Below are 12,795 nucleotides of genomic sequence, written 5' to 3'. Positions count from 1 at the left end.
CACCGGGGAGACAGGCGCAAGCCGCACGAGGGACGAGTGCCACCGGCGTGGTGACGACCGCCACGGGCGGGATCGGGGAAACCCGCGGTGAGGTCTTGGATCGTTCCAAGGATGGCGCTACGGTCCTCTGTGTGCGTGCCATCCGACGATTCACCGTCCGACCCGTCCTGCCCGCAGAGCTGACCGCGCTGGGGGACCTGGCCGGCAACCTGCGCTGGTCCTGGCACCCGCCGACGCAGGACGTCTTCCGGGCGGTGGACCCCGGGGTCTGGGAGCGCGTGCACCACGACCCGGTGCGGCTGCTCGGTGCCGTGGGCCGCGCCCGGCTGGAGGCGCTCGCCGCGGACGACGAGTTCCGGCACTCCCTCGAGAGCACCCGGGCCGACCTGGAGGCCTACCTCACCGGGGAGCGGTGGTACCACCGCCGCGGTGGGGACGACGCACCCCGGGCGATCGCCTACTTCTCTCCCGAGTACGGCATCACCGCCGTGCTGCCGCAGTACTCCGGGGGCCTGGGCATCCTGGCCGGCGACCACCTGAAGGCCGCCTCCGACCTGGGCGTGCCGCTGATCGGGGTGGGCCTGCTCTACCGGCACGGCTACTTCAAGCAGTCGTTGTCGCGGGAGGGGTGGCAGCTGGAGGACTACCCGGTGCTCGACCCGCAGGAGCTGCCGCTGGTGGCCCTGCGCGAGGAGGACGGGACCCGCGCGACCGTGGCCATCTCGCTGCCCGACGGGCCGGACCTGGTGGCCCGGATCTTCGTGGCCCACGTCGGGCGCGTGCCGCTGCTGCTGCTGGACAGCGACATCGAGCAGAACCCCCAGCACTACCGCGACGTCACCGACCGTCTCTATGGCGGCACCCACGAGCACCGGCTGCGCCAGGAGCTGCTCCTCGGAGTCGGCGGTGTCCGGGCGCTGCGCGCCTACTCCCGGATCACCGGGGCTCCGGAGCCGGAGGTGTACCACACCAACGAGGGGCACGCGGGCTTCCTCGGGCTGGAGCGCATTCGCGAGCTGACCGTGGCCGAGGACGGTCCGCAGCTGGACTTCGACACCGCGCTGGAGGTGTCCCGGGCCGGCACGGTGTTCACCACGCACACGCCCGTGCCGGCCGGCATCGACCGGTTCCCGCGCGACCTGGTCGCGGCGTACTTCGGCGGCACCAGCCCGGTGCCGGGTGTTCCGGTGGACCGGGTGCTCGCCCTCGGCTCGGAGGACTTCGAGGGTGGTGACCCCGGGGTCTTCAACATGGCGGTGATGGGGTTCCGGCTCGCCCAGCGGGCCAACGGCGTCTCGCTGCTGCACGGCGAGGTGTCCCGCGGCATGTTCAACGGGCTGTGGCCGGCCTTCGACGAGGCCGAGGTCCCGATCGGGTCGATCACCAACGGGGTGCACGCGCCGACCTGGGTGGACCGCGAGATCTTCTCCCTCGCCGCCGACCACGGGCTCTCCGCCGACGACCAGGACGTCGAGGGGTTCTGGGACCTGGCCGACAAGATCCCCAGCTCCGAGCTGTGGGACCTCAAGCGGCGGATGCGGCGCAACCTGGTCAGCGACGCCCGCGGACGACTCCTCCGCTCCTCGCTGAAGCGGGGCTTCTCGGCCGCGGAGCTGGCCTGGATCGACTCGGCGCTGGACCCCGACGTGCTCACCATCGGGTTCGCGCGCCGGGTCCCGTCGTACAAGCGGCTGACGCTGATGCTCAGCGACCCCGAACGGCTCAAGGCGCTGCTGCTGCACCCGGAGCGGCCGATCCAGCTGGTCATCGCAGGCAAGTCCCACCCCGCCGACGACGGCGGCAAGAAGCTGATCCAGGAGATCGTCCGGTTCGCCGACGACCCCGAGGTGCGGCACCGCATCGTCTTCCTGCCCAACTACGACATCGCCATGGCGCAGCCGCTCTACCCGGGGTGCGACGTCTGGCTGAACAACCCGCTCCGGCCTTACGAGGCCTGCGGCACCTCTGGCATGAAGGCGGCCCTGAACGGCGGCCTGAACCTCTCGATCCTCGACGGCTGGTGGGACGAGTGGTACGACGGCAACAACGGCTGGGCGATCCCCTCCGCGGACGGGGTGGCGGACCCTGAGCGACGCGACGACCTGGAGGCCGCGGCGCTGTACGACCTGATCGAGCGGGAGGTCGCCCCCCGGTTCTACGACGTCGACGAGGACGGCGTGCCGACCCGGTGGATCGAGATGGTCCGCCACACCCTGCGGTCGCTGGGCCCCAAGGTGCTGGCCACGCGGATGGTGCGCGACTACGTCCGCGGGCTCTACGCCCCGGCCGCCGGGACCGCCCGGTCGCTCAACAGCGACTTCCACGGGGCGGCCGCCCTGGCGACGTGGAAGAAGCGGGTGCGGGCCGCCTGGCCCGACGTCTGCGTCGACCACGTCCAGGCGACCGGGGTCGGCGACGACCCCGAGGTGGGCGCCACCTTGAGCGTGCACGCCTCGGTCGCCCTGGGGGACCTGACCCCCGACGACGTGGACGTGCAGGTGGTGCACGGCGTGACCACCAGCGAGGACGTCCTGGTCGACTCGACCACCACCTCCATGACCCCCTCGGAGCGGGGGGAGGACGGCCGCTACCGCTACGAAGCCGACGTCAAGATCGAGCAGTCCGGCGCGTTCGGCTACACCGTGCGGGTGGTGCCCCACAACCGGGCGCTGGCCTCGGACGCCGAGCTCGGCCTGGTCGCCGCTCCGCCCGGCTGAGCCACCGGCGGCGGGTCTCAGTCCCGGCAGAGCACCAGCACCGAGCGACCGGCGAAGTCGAGCGTGTCGCCGGAGGCGACGCGGGTCCCGGCGGGGTGCGCCGCGTCGGTGGACAGCACCACCTCGCCCTCGACGAACCAGCCGTTGTCAGGGAGCGTGAGCGTGGTGTCCTCCGCGGCGCTGTTGAGCCAGATCAGGAACGACTTGCCGCGCTGCTGCTCACCGTGCGGTCCGGGGGAGCGCAGCGGGTCGCCCGAGACGAACATGCCCACCACGTGCAGGTTGACGTCGTACCAGTCCTGCTCCACCATCTCCCGGCCCGCCGGGTGGATCCAGGCCAGGTCCTTCGGCCCGCCCTCGATGGAGGGGGTTCCGTCGAAGTGGTGGCGTTGGCGCAGGGCCGGGGCCTCCCGGCGGAGCCGGAGGGCCGCCTTGGTCACCTCGTAGACGTCGAGCCACGCGTCGTCGGGCCGCCAGTCGACCCACGAGGTCTCGTTGTCCTGGGCGTAGGCGTTGTTGTTGCCCCGCTGGGTGCGGCCCCGCTCGTCGCCGGCCGTGATCATCAGCGATCCGTTGGACAGGCAGAGGGTCGCCATCATGTTCGCGGCCAGCCGGCGCCGCAGCGCGGTGACCTCGGGGTCGTCGGTGTCGCCCTCCACCCCGTGGTTGTGGGAGCGGTGGTTGTCGGTGCCGTCGCGGTTGTGCTCGCCGTTGGCCTCGTTGTGCTTGGTGTTGTAGGAGACCAGGTCGCGCAGCGTGAAGCCGTCGTGGGCGGTGAGGAAGTTGACCGAGGCGTACGGCGAGCGCCCGTCGTCGGCGTACAGGTCCGAGGAGCCGGCCAGACGTGAGGCCACGTCGCGGATCCCCCCGGAGCTGCGGCGCCAGAAGTCCCGGATGGTGTCGCGGTACCGGTCGTTCCACTCCACCCACGGCGGGGGGAAGTAGCCGACGCGGTAGCCGTCCATCGACGCGTCCCACGGCTCGGCGATGAGCTTGACGTGCCGTAGGACCGGGTCCTGCCCGATCGTGGCGAGGAAGGCGCTGTGCATGTCGATGTGGTGACCGGTGCGAGCCAGCGCCGAGGCCAGGTCGAAGCGGAACCCGTCGACGTGCATCTCGGTCACCCAGTACCGCAGCGAGTCCAGGATCAGCCTGAGCGCGCCGGGGTTCGTGGAGTCCACGGTGTTCCCGCACCCGGTCACGTCCCAGTAGGCGTCGCCCACGGTGCCGGAGCGCTTGTAGTACCCCAGGTCGTCCAGACCGCGGAAGCTGTACGTCGGGCCGTCCGGACCGCCCTCGGCGGTGTGGTTGTAGACCACGTCCAGGATCACCTCGATGCCGGCCGCGTGGAAGGAGCGCACCATCTCCTTGAACTCGGTCACCTGCTGGCCCCGGGTTCCCCCGGCGGCGTACGCCGCGTGCGGGGCGAAGAAGCCGATGCTGTTGTAGCCCCAGTAGTTGGTGAGCCCCCGGGCCGCCACGGCCGGCTCGGTGAAGAACTGGTGGACCGGGAGCAGCTCGACCGCGCTCACCCCCAGGTCCTGCAGGTAGCGGGTGACGGTCGGGGTGGCCAGTCCGGCGTAGGTGCCGCGCTGGTGCTCGGGGATCTCGTTGTGCAGCCGGGTGTAGCCCTTCACGTGGAGCTCGTAGATGACGGTGTCGTTCCACAGCGTCTGCGGCGGGCGGTCCCCGCCCCAGTCGAAGTCGTCGTGGACGACAATGCACCGCGGCATGCTCGGCGCCGAGTCCACCCGGTTCTTCCGGTAGGGGTCGTGCGGCTCGAACGCCAGCAGGTCGGGGCCCGGCACCGGTTCACCGGTGATCGCCCGGGCGTACGGGTCGAGCAGCAGCTTGTGCCGGTTGAAGCGCCTGCCGTGCCAGGGGTCCCACGCGCCGTCCGCGCGGAACCCGTACGCCTGGCCGACCGGGACCCCGGGGACCTGGCCGTGCCAGATGCCGAGCGTGCGCTCGGTCAGCTCGTGCTGGGTCTCTCGCCCCTCCTCGTCGAAGAGACAGACCCACATGTTCGTCGCCTCGGGCGCCCAGACCGCGAAGTTGGTCGCGTCGGGTCCCCAGGTCGCCCCCAGGTGCTGGTGGCTGCCCGGCCAGACGGGGACCGACTCGTCGCGTCGGTGCCAGCGCCAGCGGGGGGGACTCACCGGGTCATTGTGTACCCCGACGGCGCGTCGAACGGGCCGAACGCGCTCGCTAGGCTCCGAATCGAGACCTACGACCGGAGGAGAGACAGATGGGCGGGAACGGCGCAGGGACCGGGGAGTTCGTCCGGCTCGAGGTGGCCGACGGTGTCGGCACGATCCGGCTGGACCGACCGAAGATGAACGCGCTCAACGAGCAGGTCCAGGAGGAGATCCGGGCCGCTGCGGTCGAGGCGACCGAGCGCGACGACGTGAAGGCCGTCGTGCTGTACGGCGGGGAGCGCGTCTTCGCCGCCGGTGCGGACATCAAGGAGATGGCCGACATGTCCCACACCGACATGGTCAAGCGGTCCGGCGCACTGCAGTCCTCGCTGACCGCGGTGGCCCGCATCCCCAAGCCGGTGGTGGCCGCGGTGACCGGCTACGCCCTGGGCGGTGGCTGCGAGCTCGCGCTGTGCGCCGACGTCCGGTTCGCCGCCGAGGACGCCGTCCTCGGCCAGCCCGAGATCCTGCTGGGCATCATCCCCGGGGCCGGCGGCACCCAGCGGCTCAGCCGGCTGGTCGGGCCGAGCCGCGCCAAGGACCTCATCTTCACCGGCCGGTTCGTGAAGGCGGACGAGGCGCTGGCCCTCGGCCTGGTCGACCGGGTGCTCCCGGCCGACCGGGTGTACGCCGAGGCGAGGGCCTGGGCCGGCCGGTTCGCCGGCGCCGCGACGTACGCCCTGCGGGCGGCGAAGGAGGCGGTCGACCGGGGGCTGGAGGTCGACCTGGAGACCGGTCTGGAGATCGAGCGCCAGCAGTTCGCGGCCCTCTTCGCCACCGAGGACCGCACCCTGGGGATGGCCTCCTTCATCGAGAACGGCCCCGGGAAGGCCCGGTTCGTCGGCCGCTGAGCGTGTGACTGATCGCACCCGTCGCCAAGTTCCTGCCGCCTGCTACCGCCAGGTAGCCTCACTGGGGCAGGCGACCATGACCCGTCGTCAGGTCGCCGCGTCGTGCCACGTGTTTGAATCCCGCCGCTCGAGTCCACCAGGAGGGGCCGCAACGGCCACACCGCCATGAACATTGTTGTCTGTGTGAAGTACGTCCCGGATGCCACGGCCGACCGGAAGTTCGAGGCCGACCACACCGTCGACCGGGTCGGCGTCGACGGTCTGCTCTCCGAGCTCGACGAGTACGCCGTCGAGCAGGCGCTGCAGATCAAGGAGAAGCGCGCGGACGAGGACGTGACCGTCACCGCCCTGTGCGTCGGGCCCGAGGGCGCGGTCGACGCGGTCCGCAAGGCGCTGCAGATGGGCGCCGACCAGGGCGTCCACGTCGTCGACGACGCGATCGCCGGCTCCGACGCCCTGGCCACCTCCCTGGTGCTCGCCGAGGCGGTCAAGAAGGCCGGTCCCGCCGACATCGTGATGTGCGGCATGGCCTCCACGGACGGCGAGATGAGCGTCGTCCCGGCGATGCTGGCCGAGCGGCTGGGGCTGCCCCAGGTCACCTTCGCGGCGCTGGTCGAGACCCAGGGCGACCAGGTGCGGGCCCGGCGGGACGGCGACACCGCCACCGAGGTGCTGGGGGCCACGATGCCCGTCGTTCTCTCCGTGACAGACCAGTCCGGCGAGGCGCGCTACCCGTCGTTCAAGGGGATCATGGCGGCCAAGAAGAAGCCGCTGGAGACCTACACGCTGGCCGACCTGGGCGTCGACGCGGGCCAGGTGGGCGTGTCCGCGGCGTGGTCGGCGGTCGACTCGACCACCGCCCGTCCGCCGCGCACCGCGGGCGAGATCGTCAAGGACGAGGACGGCTCGGGCGCCCAGGCGCTCGCCGACTTCCTCGCGGCCAAGAAGTTCATCTGAGGAGCGTGCCCATGTCTGAGATCCTGGTTCTGGTCGACCACGCCGACGGTGTGGTGCGCAAGCCGACGTTCGAGCTGCTCACCGTGGCCCGCCGCCTCGGGCAGCCCTCGGCCGTCTTCATCGGCTCCCCGGCGCAGGCCGCGGGCGTCGCAGAGGCCGTCGGGAAGTACGGCGCCGAGAAGGTCTACGTCGTCGACGACGCGCTGGTGAAGGGCTACCTCGTCGCGCCGAAGGCCGAGGTCCTGCAGCAGGTCGCCACCGCGGCCTCGGCAGGGGCCGTGCTGATCACCTCCTCCGCGGAGGGCAAGGAGATCGCCGGCCGCCTCGCGGTCAAGCTCGGTTCCGGCGTGATCACCGACGCCGTCGACGTCCAGGCGGGTGCCGACGGGGCGCCGGTCACCACCCAGTCCGTCTTCGCGGGCAACTACACCGTCACCGCGCGGGTCACCCAGGGCACCCCGATCATCACGGTCAAGCCCAACGCCGCCTCCCCGGAGGAGGTCGCCGGCGCGGGCGTCGTCGAGCAGGTCGCCGCGGTGGTCTCCGACGCCGCCAAGGGCACCCAGATCCTGGCCTCCCAGCCCCGCCAGTCCTCCGGCCGGCCGGAGCTCACCGAGGCCGCCGTGGTGGTTTCCGGTGGCCGCGGTACTGGTGGCGACTTCGCCCCGATCGAGGGTCTGGCCGACGCGCTCGGGGCGGCCGTGGGTGCCTCCCGGGCCGCCGTGGACTCCGGCTGGGTCCCGCACACCCTGCAGGTGGGACAGACCGGCAAGACGGTCGCGCCGCAGCTCTACATCGCCGGCGGCATCTCGGGCGCCATCCAGCACCGCGCCGGCATGCAGACCTCCAAGACGATCGTGGCCGTCAACAAGGACGAGGAGGCCCCGATCTTCGAGCTGGTCGACTTCGGCGTGGTCGGCGACCTGCACACCGTGCTTCCCGCCCTCACCGAGAAGGTCCAGGCCCGCAAGGGCTGACCACCGCGGTCGTGCACCGGCCCGGTCGCCGTCCGCGACCGGGCCGGTGGCACGTCCGTGGCCGTCTCCGCCTGCAGACGACCGACGCTCGGCGGGATCGCCGCGGCTAGGCTGGGGGGCATGACCACCGAGCACCCCGTCCTCGCGGCCCCGACCCGGGCGCGCGCGGCCAGCCACGGGCTGGCCCTGGCCACCCGGGCCCAGAAGGACCGGGCGCTGCACACGATGGCCGACACGCTGATGGCCCGGGAGACCGCCGTGCTGGCCGCCAACGCGGAGGACATCGCGCGCGCCGAGGCCGGCGGCACCCCCGCCAACATCATCGACCGGCTGCGGCTGGACCACGGCCGGCTCGCCGGCATGGCGCAGGGCCTGCGCGACGTCGCCGGCCTGCCGGACCCGGTGGGCGAGGTCGTGCGGGGGGGCACGCTGCCCAACGGGCTGGAGCTGCGCCAGGTGCGCGTCCCCTTCGGGGTGGTCGGGATGATCTACGAGGCCCGGCCCAACGTGACCGCCGACGCTGCCGGCATCTGTCTGAAGTCCGGCAACGCGGTGCTGCTGCGGGGCAGCTCGAGCGCGCGGTCGAGCAACGAGGCGATCGTCGCCGCCCTGCGCGAGGCGGTCGTGGCCGAGGGCCTGGACGCCGACGTCGTGCAGCTGGTGCCCGGCGACACCCACGAGAGCGTGACCGTGCTGATGCAGGCCCGGGGCCTGGTCGACGTGCTCATCCCCCGAGGCGGTGCCGGCCTGATCCGCTCGGTGGTGGAGGGCTCGACGGTGCCGGTCATCGAGACCGGCGTCGGAAACTGCCACGTGTACGTCGACCGAGCCGCCGACCCGGACAAGGCGCTGGCCATCGTGCTCAACTCCAAGACCCACCGCACCAGCGTCTGCAACGCCGCCGAGTCGCTGCTGGTCCACCAGGACCTCGCCCAGGACTTCGTCCCCAAGGTCGTCGCCGCTCTCCAGGAGCACGGCGTCACCGTCCACGGCGACGAGACGTTCGGCCGGGTCCCCGGGGTGGTCGCAGCCAGCGACGAGGACTACGCGCAGGAGTACCTCTCCCTGGACATCTCCGCGAAGGTGGTGGCCTCCCTCGACGAGGCCATCGGCCACATCCGCCGGTTCTCCAGCCAGCACACCGACGCCATCGTCACCGAGGACCTGGCCGCCGCCCGCCGGTTCACCGCCGAGGTCGACTCGGCGGCGGTCCTGGTCAACGCCTCCACCCGGTTCACCGACGGCGGGGAGTTCGGCTTCGGCGCCGAGATCGGCATCAGCACCCAGAAGCTGCACGCCCGCGGGCCGATGGGCCTGCCCGAGATGACCTCGACGAAGTACGTCGTCACCGGGGACGGACACGTCCGCTGAGCCGCGCCGGGTAGGCTGTCCGCCATGTCTTCGAGTGCTCTTGTCGCCGTCCAGGCCATCAGCCCCTACGCCGTGGGTGCCGTGGTGCTCGGCCTCCTGCTCTTCCTGCTGGTCGCGCTGCTGATCTTCGGCGCGGGACGGGACCACAGCTGAGCGTGCCCTCGGCGCCGACCCCCGTCCCCACCCGCCGGGTGGGTGTGATGGGCGGCACCTTCGACCCGATCCACCACGGGCACCTCGTGGCGGCCTCCGAGGTGCAGGCGTGGTTCGACCTCGACGAGGTCGTCTTCGTCCCGACCGGGGATCCCTGGCAGAAGTCCCACCGCCGGGTCTCCCCGGCCGAGCACCGCTACCTGATGACGGTGATCGCGACCGCGGCGAACCCCCATTTCACCGTCTCCCGGGTCGACATCGACCGCGACGGACCGACGTACACCATCGACACCCTGCGGGACCTGCGCGCCCAGCTGCCCGGGACCGAGCTGTACTTCATCACCGGCGCCGACGCGCTCGCCGACATCTTCACCTGGCGCGACGCCGGGGAGCTCTTCGGGCTCGCCAGGTTCGTGGGGTGCACCCGGCCCGGCTACAACATGGACGCCGACCAGCTCGGGGACATCCCCGCCGACCGTGTGACGCTGGTCGAGATCCCTGCGCTGGCCATCTCCTCCACCGACTGCCGCGAGCGCAAGCGCCGCGGCGAGCCGGTGTGGTACCTCGTCCCGGACGGCGTCGTGCAGTACATCGCCAAGCACCGGCTCTACACCCCCGACCCCGCCGGGGTCCCGACGACCTTGTGAAGGAAACCGCCGAGTGACCGCCACCGACCACGCCCTCGAGCTCGTGGAGACCGCCGCACGCGCCGCGGCTGACAAGCTCGGCCAGCACGTCATCGCCTTCGACGTCTCCGAGCAGCTCGCCATCACCGACGCGTTCCTGCTCGCCTCGGCGGGCAACGAGCGGCAGGTCCACGCGATCGTCGACCGCGTGGAGGAGAAGCTTCGCGAGATCGGCGTCAAGCCCATCCGCCGCGAAGGTCACCGCGAGGGTCGGTGGGTGCTGCTCGACTACGGCGACATCGTCGTCCACGTCCAGCACGAGGAGGAGCGGCAGTTCTACGCCCTGGAGCGGCTCTGGCGCGACTGTCCCCTGATCCCCCTGCCGGCTGACGTGACCGCGCATGCGGCTCGCTGACGGAGAGGTCCGCCGGCTGGTCCTGCTGCGTCACGGCCGGACCCCGTGGAACCTCATCGACCGGGCCCAGGGGCACACCGACGTCCAGCTCGACGACTGCGGGCACGCCCAGGCCCGGGCGGCCGCCTCCTGCCTGGCCGGGCAGCACCCGGTGCGGCTGTGGACCAGCGACCTGGCCCGCGCGCGGCAGACCGCGGCGTACCTCGAGGAGGCCACCGGGCTGGTGGCCCAGCCCGACCGGCGGTTGCGCGAGTTCGACGTGGGGGTGCGCTCGGGGCTGACCCGGACGGAGTTCGCCGAGCGCCACCCGGCGGAGTACGCCGCGTGGGTGGCCGGCGAGCCTGGCCCCCTCGTCCCCGGTGAGGAGTCGGTGGAGCAGGTCCGTGCGCGGGTCACCCCGGCGCTCACCGACTGCCTGGCCGCGCTGGGTCCGGGCGAGACCGGCATCGCGGTGCTCCACGGCACCTGCGTCAAGGTCGGCCTGTTCGCGGTGCTCGGCTGGCCTCCGGTGCCCACCCGCTCGCTGCGCGTCCTCGCCAACGGTGCGTGGGCCGTGCTCGTGCAGGGTCCTGACGACCCGCTTCCGAGGCTGGCGGCGTACAACCTCGCCCCGCGCCGGCAGACCGAAGGGGCCGATTTCGCGTCGAGTGAGGGCGTTGGCTAGTATTCCCGAGTTGCCCGGAGAGACGGGCGGCCGTCCGGGGCTGTGGCGCAGCTGGTAGCGCACCTGCATGGCATGCAGGGGGTCAGGGGTTCGAGTCCCCTCAGCTCCACCGAACACGCAGTCACGGGCCACGTCCTGAACCCCCACCCAGGGGAAGCGCATGGTCCGGTCACACAATGGAAACACAGACGCTTCTGATCTCGCGTCGCCGTGGAGTCGTCTCGGGTCGTCTCGCTGCCGCTCGGTGGGGTTCGCACACCTTCCTCCCATGGAGTTCACCAACAGCACCCAGCCCAACGCCACCATCGTCCACGGGCTTTCGAGCAGGCCTGGTCGGTCAAGGGGCTCGCCGGTCGGCAGCACGTCAGCTGCCAGACCCTGGACGACCTGCGCAGCCAGGGCCGCGGGCCGACCGGCGATCGACGTGCGGCCGACGAGCAGGGCGAGGAGTGCCCTTGACAACCGGATCCAGGATCCGATAGAAACCAATCAGTTATCGAACCAGTTGGTTTCCAAAGAGGGAGTCACCATCATGACCACCACGCAGATGCGGCTCGAGCTCATCCACCTGCCGGTCAGCGACGTCGACCGTGCCCGAGACTTCTACGTCGAGAAGTGTGGCTGGCGGCTGCTTACCGACCACGTCCAGATGAACGACATGCGGATCGTGCAGATCTGCCCGCCCGGCTCGGGATGCGCCATCCTGTTGGGCCGCAACATCCCGGAGATCAGCGACATGCCGGTCGGCGTTCAGAAGGGGCTGCACCTGGTCGTCGCCGACATGGATGCGGCCACCAAGGAGCTGTCCAGCCGAGGCGTCGAGCTCGGCGAGGTGCAGGCCCTCGGCGGCTGCCTGTTCTGCCGGTTCGAGGACCCCGACGGCAACGCCTGGCTCCTGCAGCAGTGGCCCGAGGGCGGTTTCCCGCACGAGGAGCCGGTCGGCGCGTGAGCACCGTCGCCCTGGGCGCCCGTCCCGCGGAGGCGCGCGATCCGCTGAGCCTGGTGTTCGCCGCGCTGGCCGACCCGACGCGCCGGGCGATGCTGACGCGGCTGCGGCGCGGTCCGGCGACGGTGGCCGAGATCGGGGAGCCGTTCGACATGACCGGGCCGGCCGTCTCCAAACACCTCCGGGTCCTCGAGCGGGCCGGGCTGGTCACTCGCGGGCGGGTCGCGCAGTCCCGGCCGGCCACCCTGCAGGCCGAGCCGATGAAGCAGGTCGCGGAGTGGGCCGAGGAGTTCCGCGAGTTCTGGGAGCAGCGTTACGACCGCCTCGACGACTACCTACGCACGATGTCCGACGACCCCGAGGACTCTCCATGAGCATCTGGCCCAATACCTTCGAGGTGACCACCCCCGACGACGTCTCGGTCCTCATCCGCCGTGACTTCGACGCACCGCCCGACAAGGTCTGGCGGGCCATGACCGAGCCGGAGCACCTGCGCCGCTGGCTCGGTGACGCGAGCTTCCCGCTGACCACCTGCGAGATGGACGTTCGCGTCGGGGGCAGCTACCGCTGGGTGTTCAACCAGCCCGACAGCCCCGGCGCTATGGGCGTCCGGGGCACGTACGAGGAGGTCGATCGGCCGCACCGAATCGTCTCCACCGAGCAGTTCGACGACTTCCCCGGCCCAAGCCTCAACACGCTCGTGCTCGACGAGCGCCCCGATGACCGCACCGCGATGAGGCTGACGGTCCGTTACGTCGACCGCGAGATGCGCGACGGCTGGATCGCCTCGGGCATGACCGAGGGGCTCGGTCGTGGCTACGAGCGGCTTGACGTGGCGCTCGACGCCATCACCTGACACCGATCTGGCGGGCATCGCCAGGCGCACCACCTCGAGGGCGACAGTCCGTGGATCACCACGC

13 protein-coding genes and 1 tRNA gene are annotated in these 12,795 nt (G+C 71.6%); 13 read left to right on the top strand and 1 reads right to left on the bottom strand.

What is annotated here, in order from left to right:
• Positions 1 to 131 precede the first annotated feature (131 nt).
• Positions 132 to 2,717: an alpha-glucan family phosphorylase gene (gene glgP, locus PLP61_RS04135; protein WP_324500646.1), complete on the top strand. Its 2,586-nt coding sequence runs from the start codon at positions 132 to 134 to the stop codon at positions 2,715 to 2,717.
• Between the two features lie 17 nt (positions 2,718 to 2,734).
• Here the strand turns inward: glgP and glgX are convergent, their stop codons facing one another.
• Positions 2,735 to 4,876 carry a glycogen debranching protein GlgX gene (glgX, locus tag PLP61_RS04130; protein WP_324500644.1) on the bottom strand — a complete coding sequence of 714 codons (2,142 nt, stop codon included), beginning with the start codon at positions 4,874 to 4,876 and terminating at the stop codon, positions 2,735 to 2,737.
• 89 nt (positions 4,877 to 4,965) lie between these two features.
• On the opposite strand from glgX, the gene PLP61_RS04125 reads away from it, so the two are divergent.
• The 12 genes from PLP61_RS04125 (at position 4,966) to PLP61_RS04070 (ending at position 12,731) form a co-directional block, all read left to right on the top strand.
• Positions 4,966 to 5,766 (top strand): enoyl-CoA hydratase/isomerase family protein, encoded by an 801-nt coding sequence (locus PLP61_RS04125; protein ID WP_324500642.1) that lies wholly within the window; start codon positions 4,966 to 4,968, stop codon positions 5,764 to 5,766.
• A gap of 183 nt (positions 5,767 to 5,949) precedes the next feature.
• Positions 5,950 to 6,723 carry an electron transfer flavoprotein subunit beta/FixA family protein gene (locus PLP61_RS04120; protein ID WP_502888938.1) on the top strand — a complete coding sequence of 258 codons (774 nt, stop codon included), beginning with the start codon at positions 5,950 to 5,952 and terminating at the stop codon, positions 6,721 to 6,723.
• 11 nt (positions 6,724 to 6,734) lie between these two features.
• Positions 6,735 to 7,700, top strand: a complete 966-nt coding sequence (locus PLP61_RS04115; RefSeq protein WP_324500638.1) for an electron transfer flavoprotein subunit alpha/FixB family protein — start codon at positions 6,735 to 6,737, stop codon at positions 7,698 to 7,700.
• Between the two features lie 120 nt (positions 7,701 to 7,820).
• Positions 7,821 to 9,071 (top strand): glutamate-5-semialdehyde dehydrogenase, encoded by a 1,251-nt coding sequence (locus PLP61_RS04110; RefSeq protein WP_324500636.1) that lies wholly within the window; start codon positions 7,821 to 7,823, stop codon positions 9,069 to 9,071.
• 24 nt (positions 9,072 to 9,095) lie between these two features.
• Positions 9,096 to 9,224, top strand: coding sequence for a hypothetical protein (locus PLP61_RS04105; protein WP_324500634.1), 129 nt, complete (start codon positions 9,096 to 9,098; stop codon positions 9,222 to 9,224).
• Complete coding sequence (gene nadD / locus PLP61_RS04100; RefSeq protein ID WP_502888941.1) at positions 9,221 to 9,871, top strand: nicotinate-nucleotide adenylyltransferase; 651 nt, start codon at positions 9,221 to 9,223, stop codon at positions 9,869 to 9,871. The genes PLP61_RS04105 and nadD overlap by 4 nt, the downstream gene beginning before the upstream one ends.
• Positions 9,872 to 9,884: 13 nt before the next feature.
• Positions 9,885 to 10,265 carry a ribosome silencing factor gene (gene rsfS / locus PLP61_RS04095; protein ID WP_324500630.1) on the top strand — a complete coding sequence of 127 codons (381 nt, stop codon included), beginning with the start codon at positions 9,885 to 9,887 and terminating at the stop codon, positions 10,263 to 10,265.
• Positions 10,252 to 10,929: a histidine phosphatase family protein gene (locus PLP61_RS04090; RefSeq protein ID WP_324500628.1), complete on the top strand. Its 678-nt coding sequence runs from the start codon at positions 10,252 to 10,254 to the stop codon at positions 10,927 to 10,929. The genes rsfS and PLP61_RS04090 overlap by 14 nt, the downstream gene beginning before the upstream one ends.
• Positions 10,930 to 10,965: 36 nt before the next feature.
• A tRNA-Ala gene (locus PLP61_RS04085) sits at positions 10,966 to 11,038 on the top strand.
• Between the two features lie 423 nt (positions 11,039 to 11,461).
• A complete protein-coding gene (locus PLP61_RS04080) occupies positions 11,462 to 11,878 on the top strand; it encodes a VOC family protein (protein ID WP_324500626.1) in 417 nt (138 codons plus the stop codon).
• Complete coding sequence (locus PLP61_RS04075) at positions 11,875 to 12,249, top strand: ArsR/SmtB family transcription factor (protein ID WP_324500624.1); 375 nt, start codon at positions 11,875 to 11,877, stop codon at positions 12,247 to 12,249. Before PLP61_RS04080 ends, PLP61_RS04075 begins: the two co-directional genes overlap by 4 nt.
• Positions 12,246 to 12,731 carry an SRPBCC family protein gene (locus PLP61_RS04070; RefSeq protein ID WP_324500622.1) on the top strand — a complete coding sequence of 162 codons (486 nt, stop codon included), beginning with the start codon at positions 12,246 to 12,248 and terminating at the stop codon, positions 12,729 to 12,731. The genes PLP61_RS04075 and PLP61_RS04070 overlap by 4 nt, the downstream gene beginning before the upstream one ends.
• Positions 12,732 to 12,795: the final 64 nt, after the last annotated feature.

The sequence above is a fragment of the Nocardioides sp. genome (assembly GCF_035429765.1).
Lineage (GTDB): Bacteria > Actinomycetota > Actinomycetes > Propionibacteriales > Nocardioidaceae > Nocardioides.
Note: the sequence above shows the minus strand (reverse complement) of the source record. Positions and strands in the feature narration are given on the sequence as shown.

What these genes read in the sequence shown, in the direction of transcription:
- PLP61_RS04125 (WP_324500642.1), top strand. Translation starts at nt 4,966, where the DNA reads ATGGGCGGGAACGGCGCAGGGACCGGGGAGTTCGTCCGGCTCGAGGTG.
- PLP61_RS04115 (WP_324500638.1), top strand. Translation starts at nt 6,735, where the DNA reads ATGTCTGAGATCCTGGTTCTGGTCGACCACGCCGACGGTGTGGTGCGC.
- PLP61_RS04110 (WP_324500636.1), top strand. Translation starts at nt 7,821, where the DNA reads ATGACCACCGAGCACCCCGTCCTCGCGGCCCCGACCCGGGCGCGCGCG.
- PLP61_RS04105 (WP_324500634.1), top strand. Translation starts at nt 9,096, where the DNA reads ATGTCTTCGAGTGCTCTTGTCGCCGTCCAGGCCATCAGCCCCTACGCC.
- PLP61_RS04090 (WP_324500628.1), top strand. Translation starts at nt 10,252, where the DNA reads ATGCGGCTCGCTGACGGAGAGGTCCGCCGGCTGGTCCTGCTGCGTCAC.
- PLP61_RS04080 (WP_324500626.1), top strand. Translation starts at nt 11,462, where the DNA reads ATGACCACCACGCAGATGCGGCTCGAGCTCATCCACCTGCCGGTCAGC.
- PLP61_RS04070 (WP_324500622.1), top strand. Translation starts at nt 12,246, where the DNA reads ATGAGCATCTGGCCCAATACCTTCGAGGTGACCACCCCCGACGACGTC.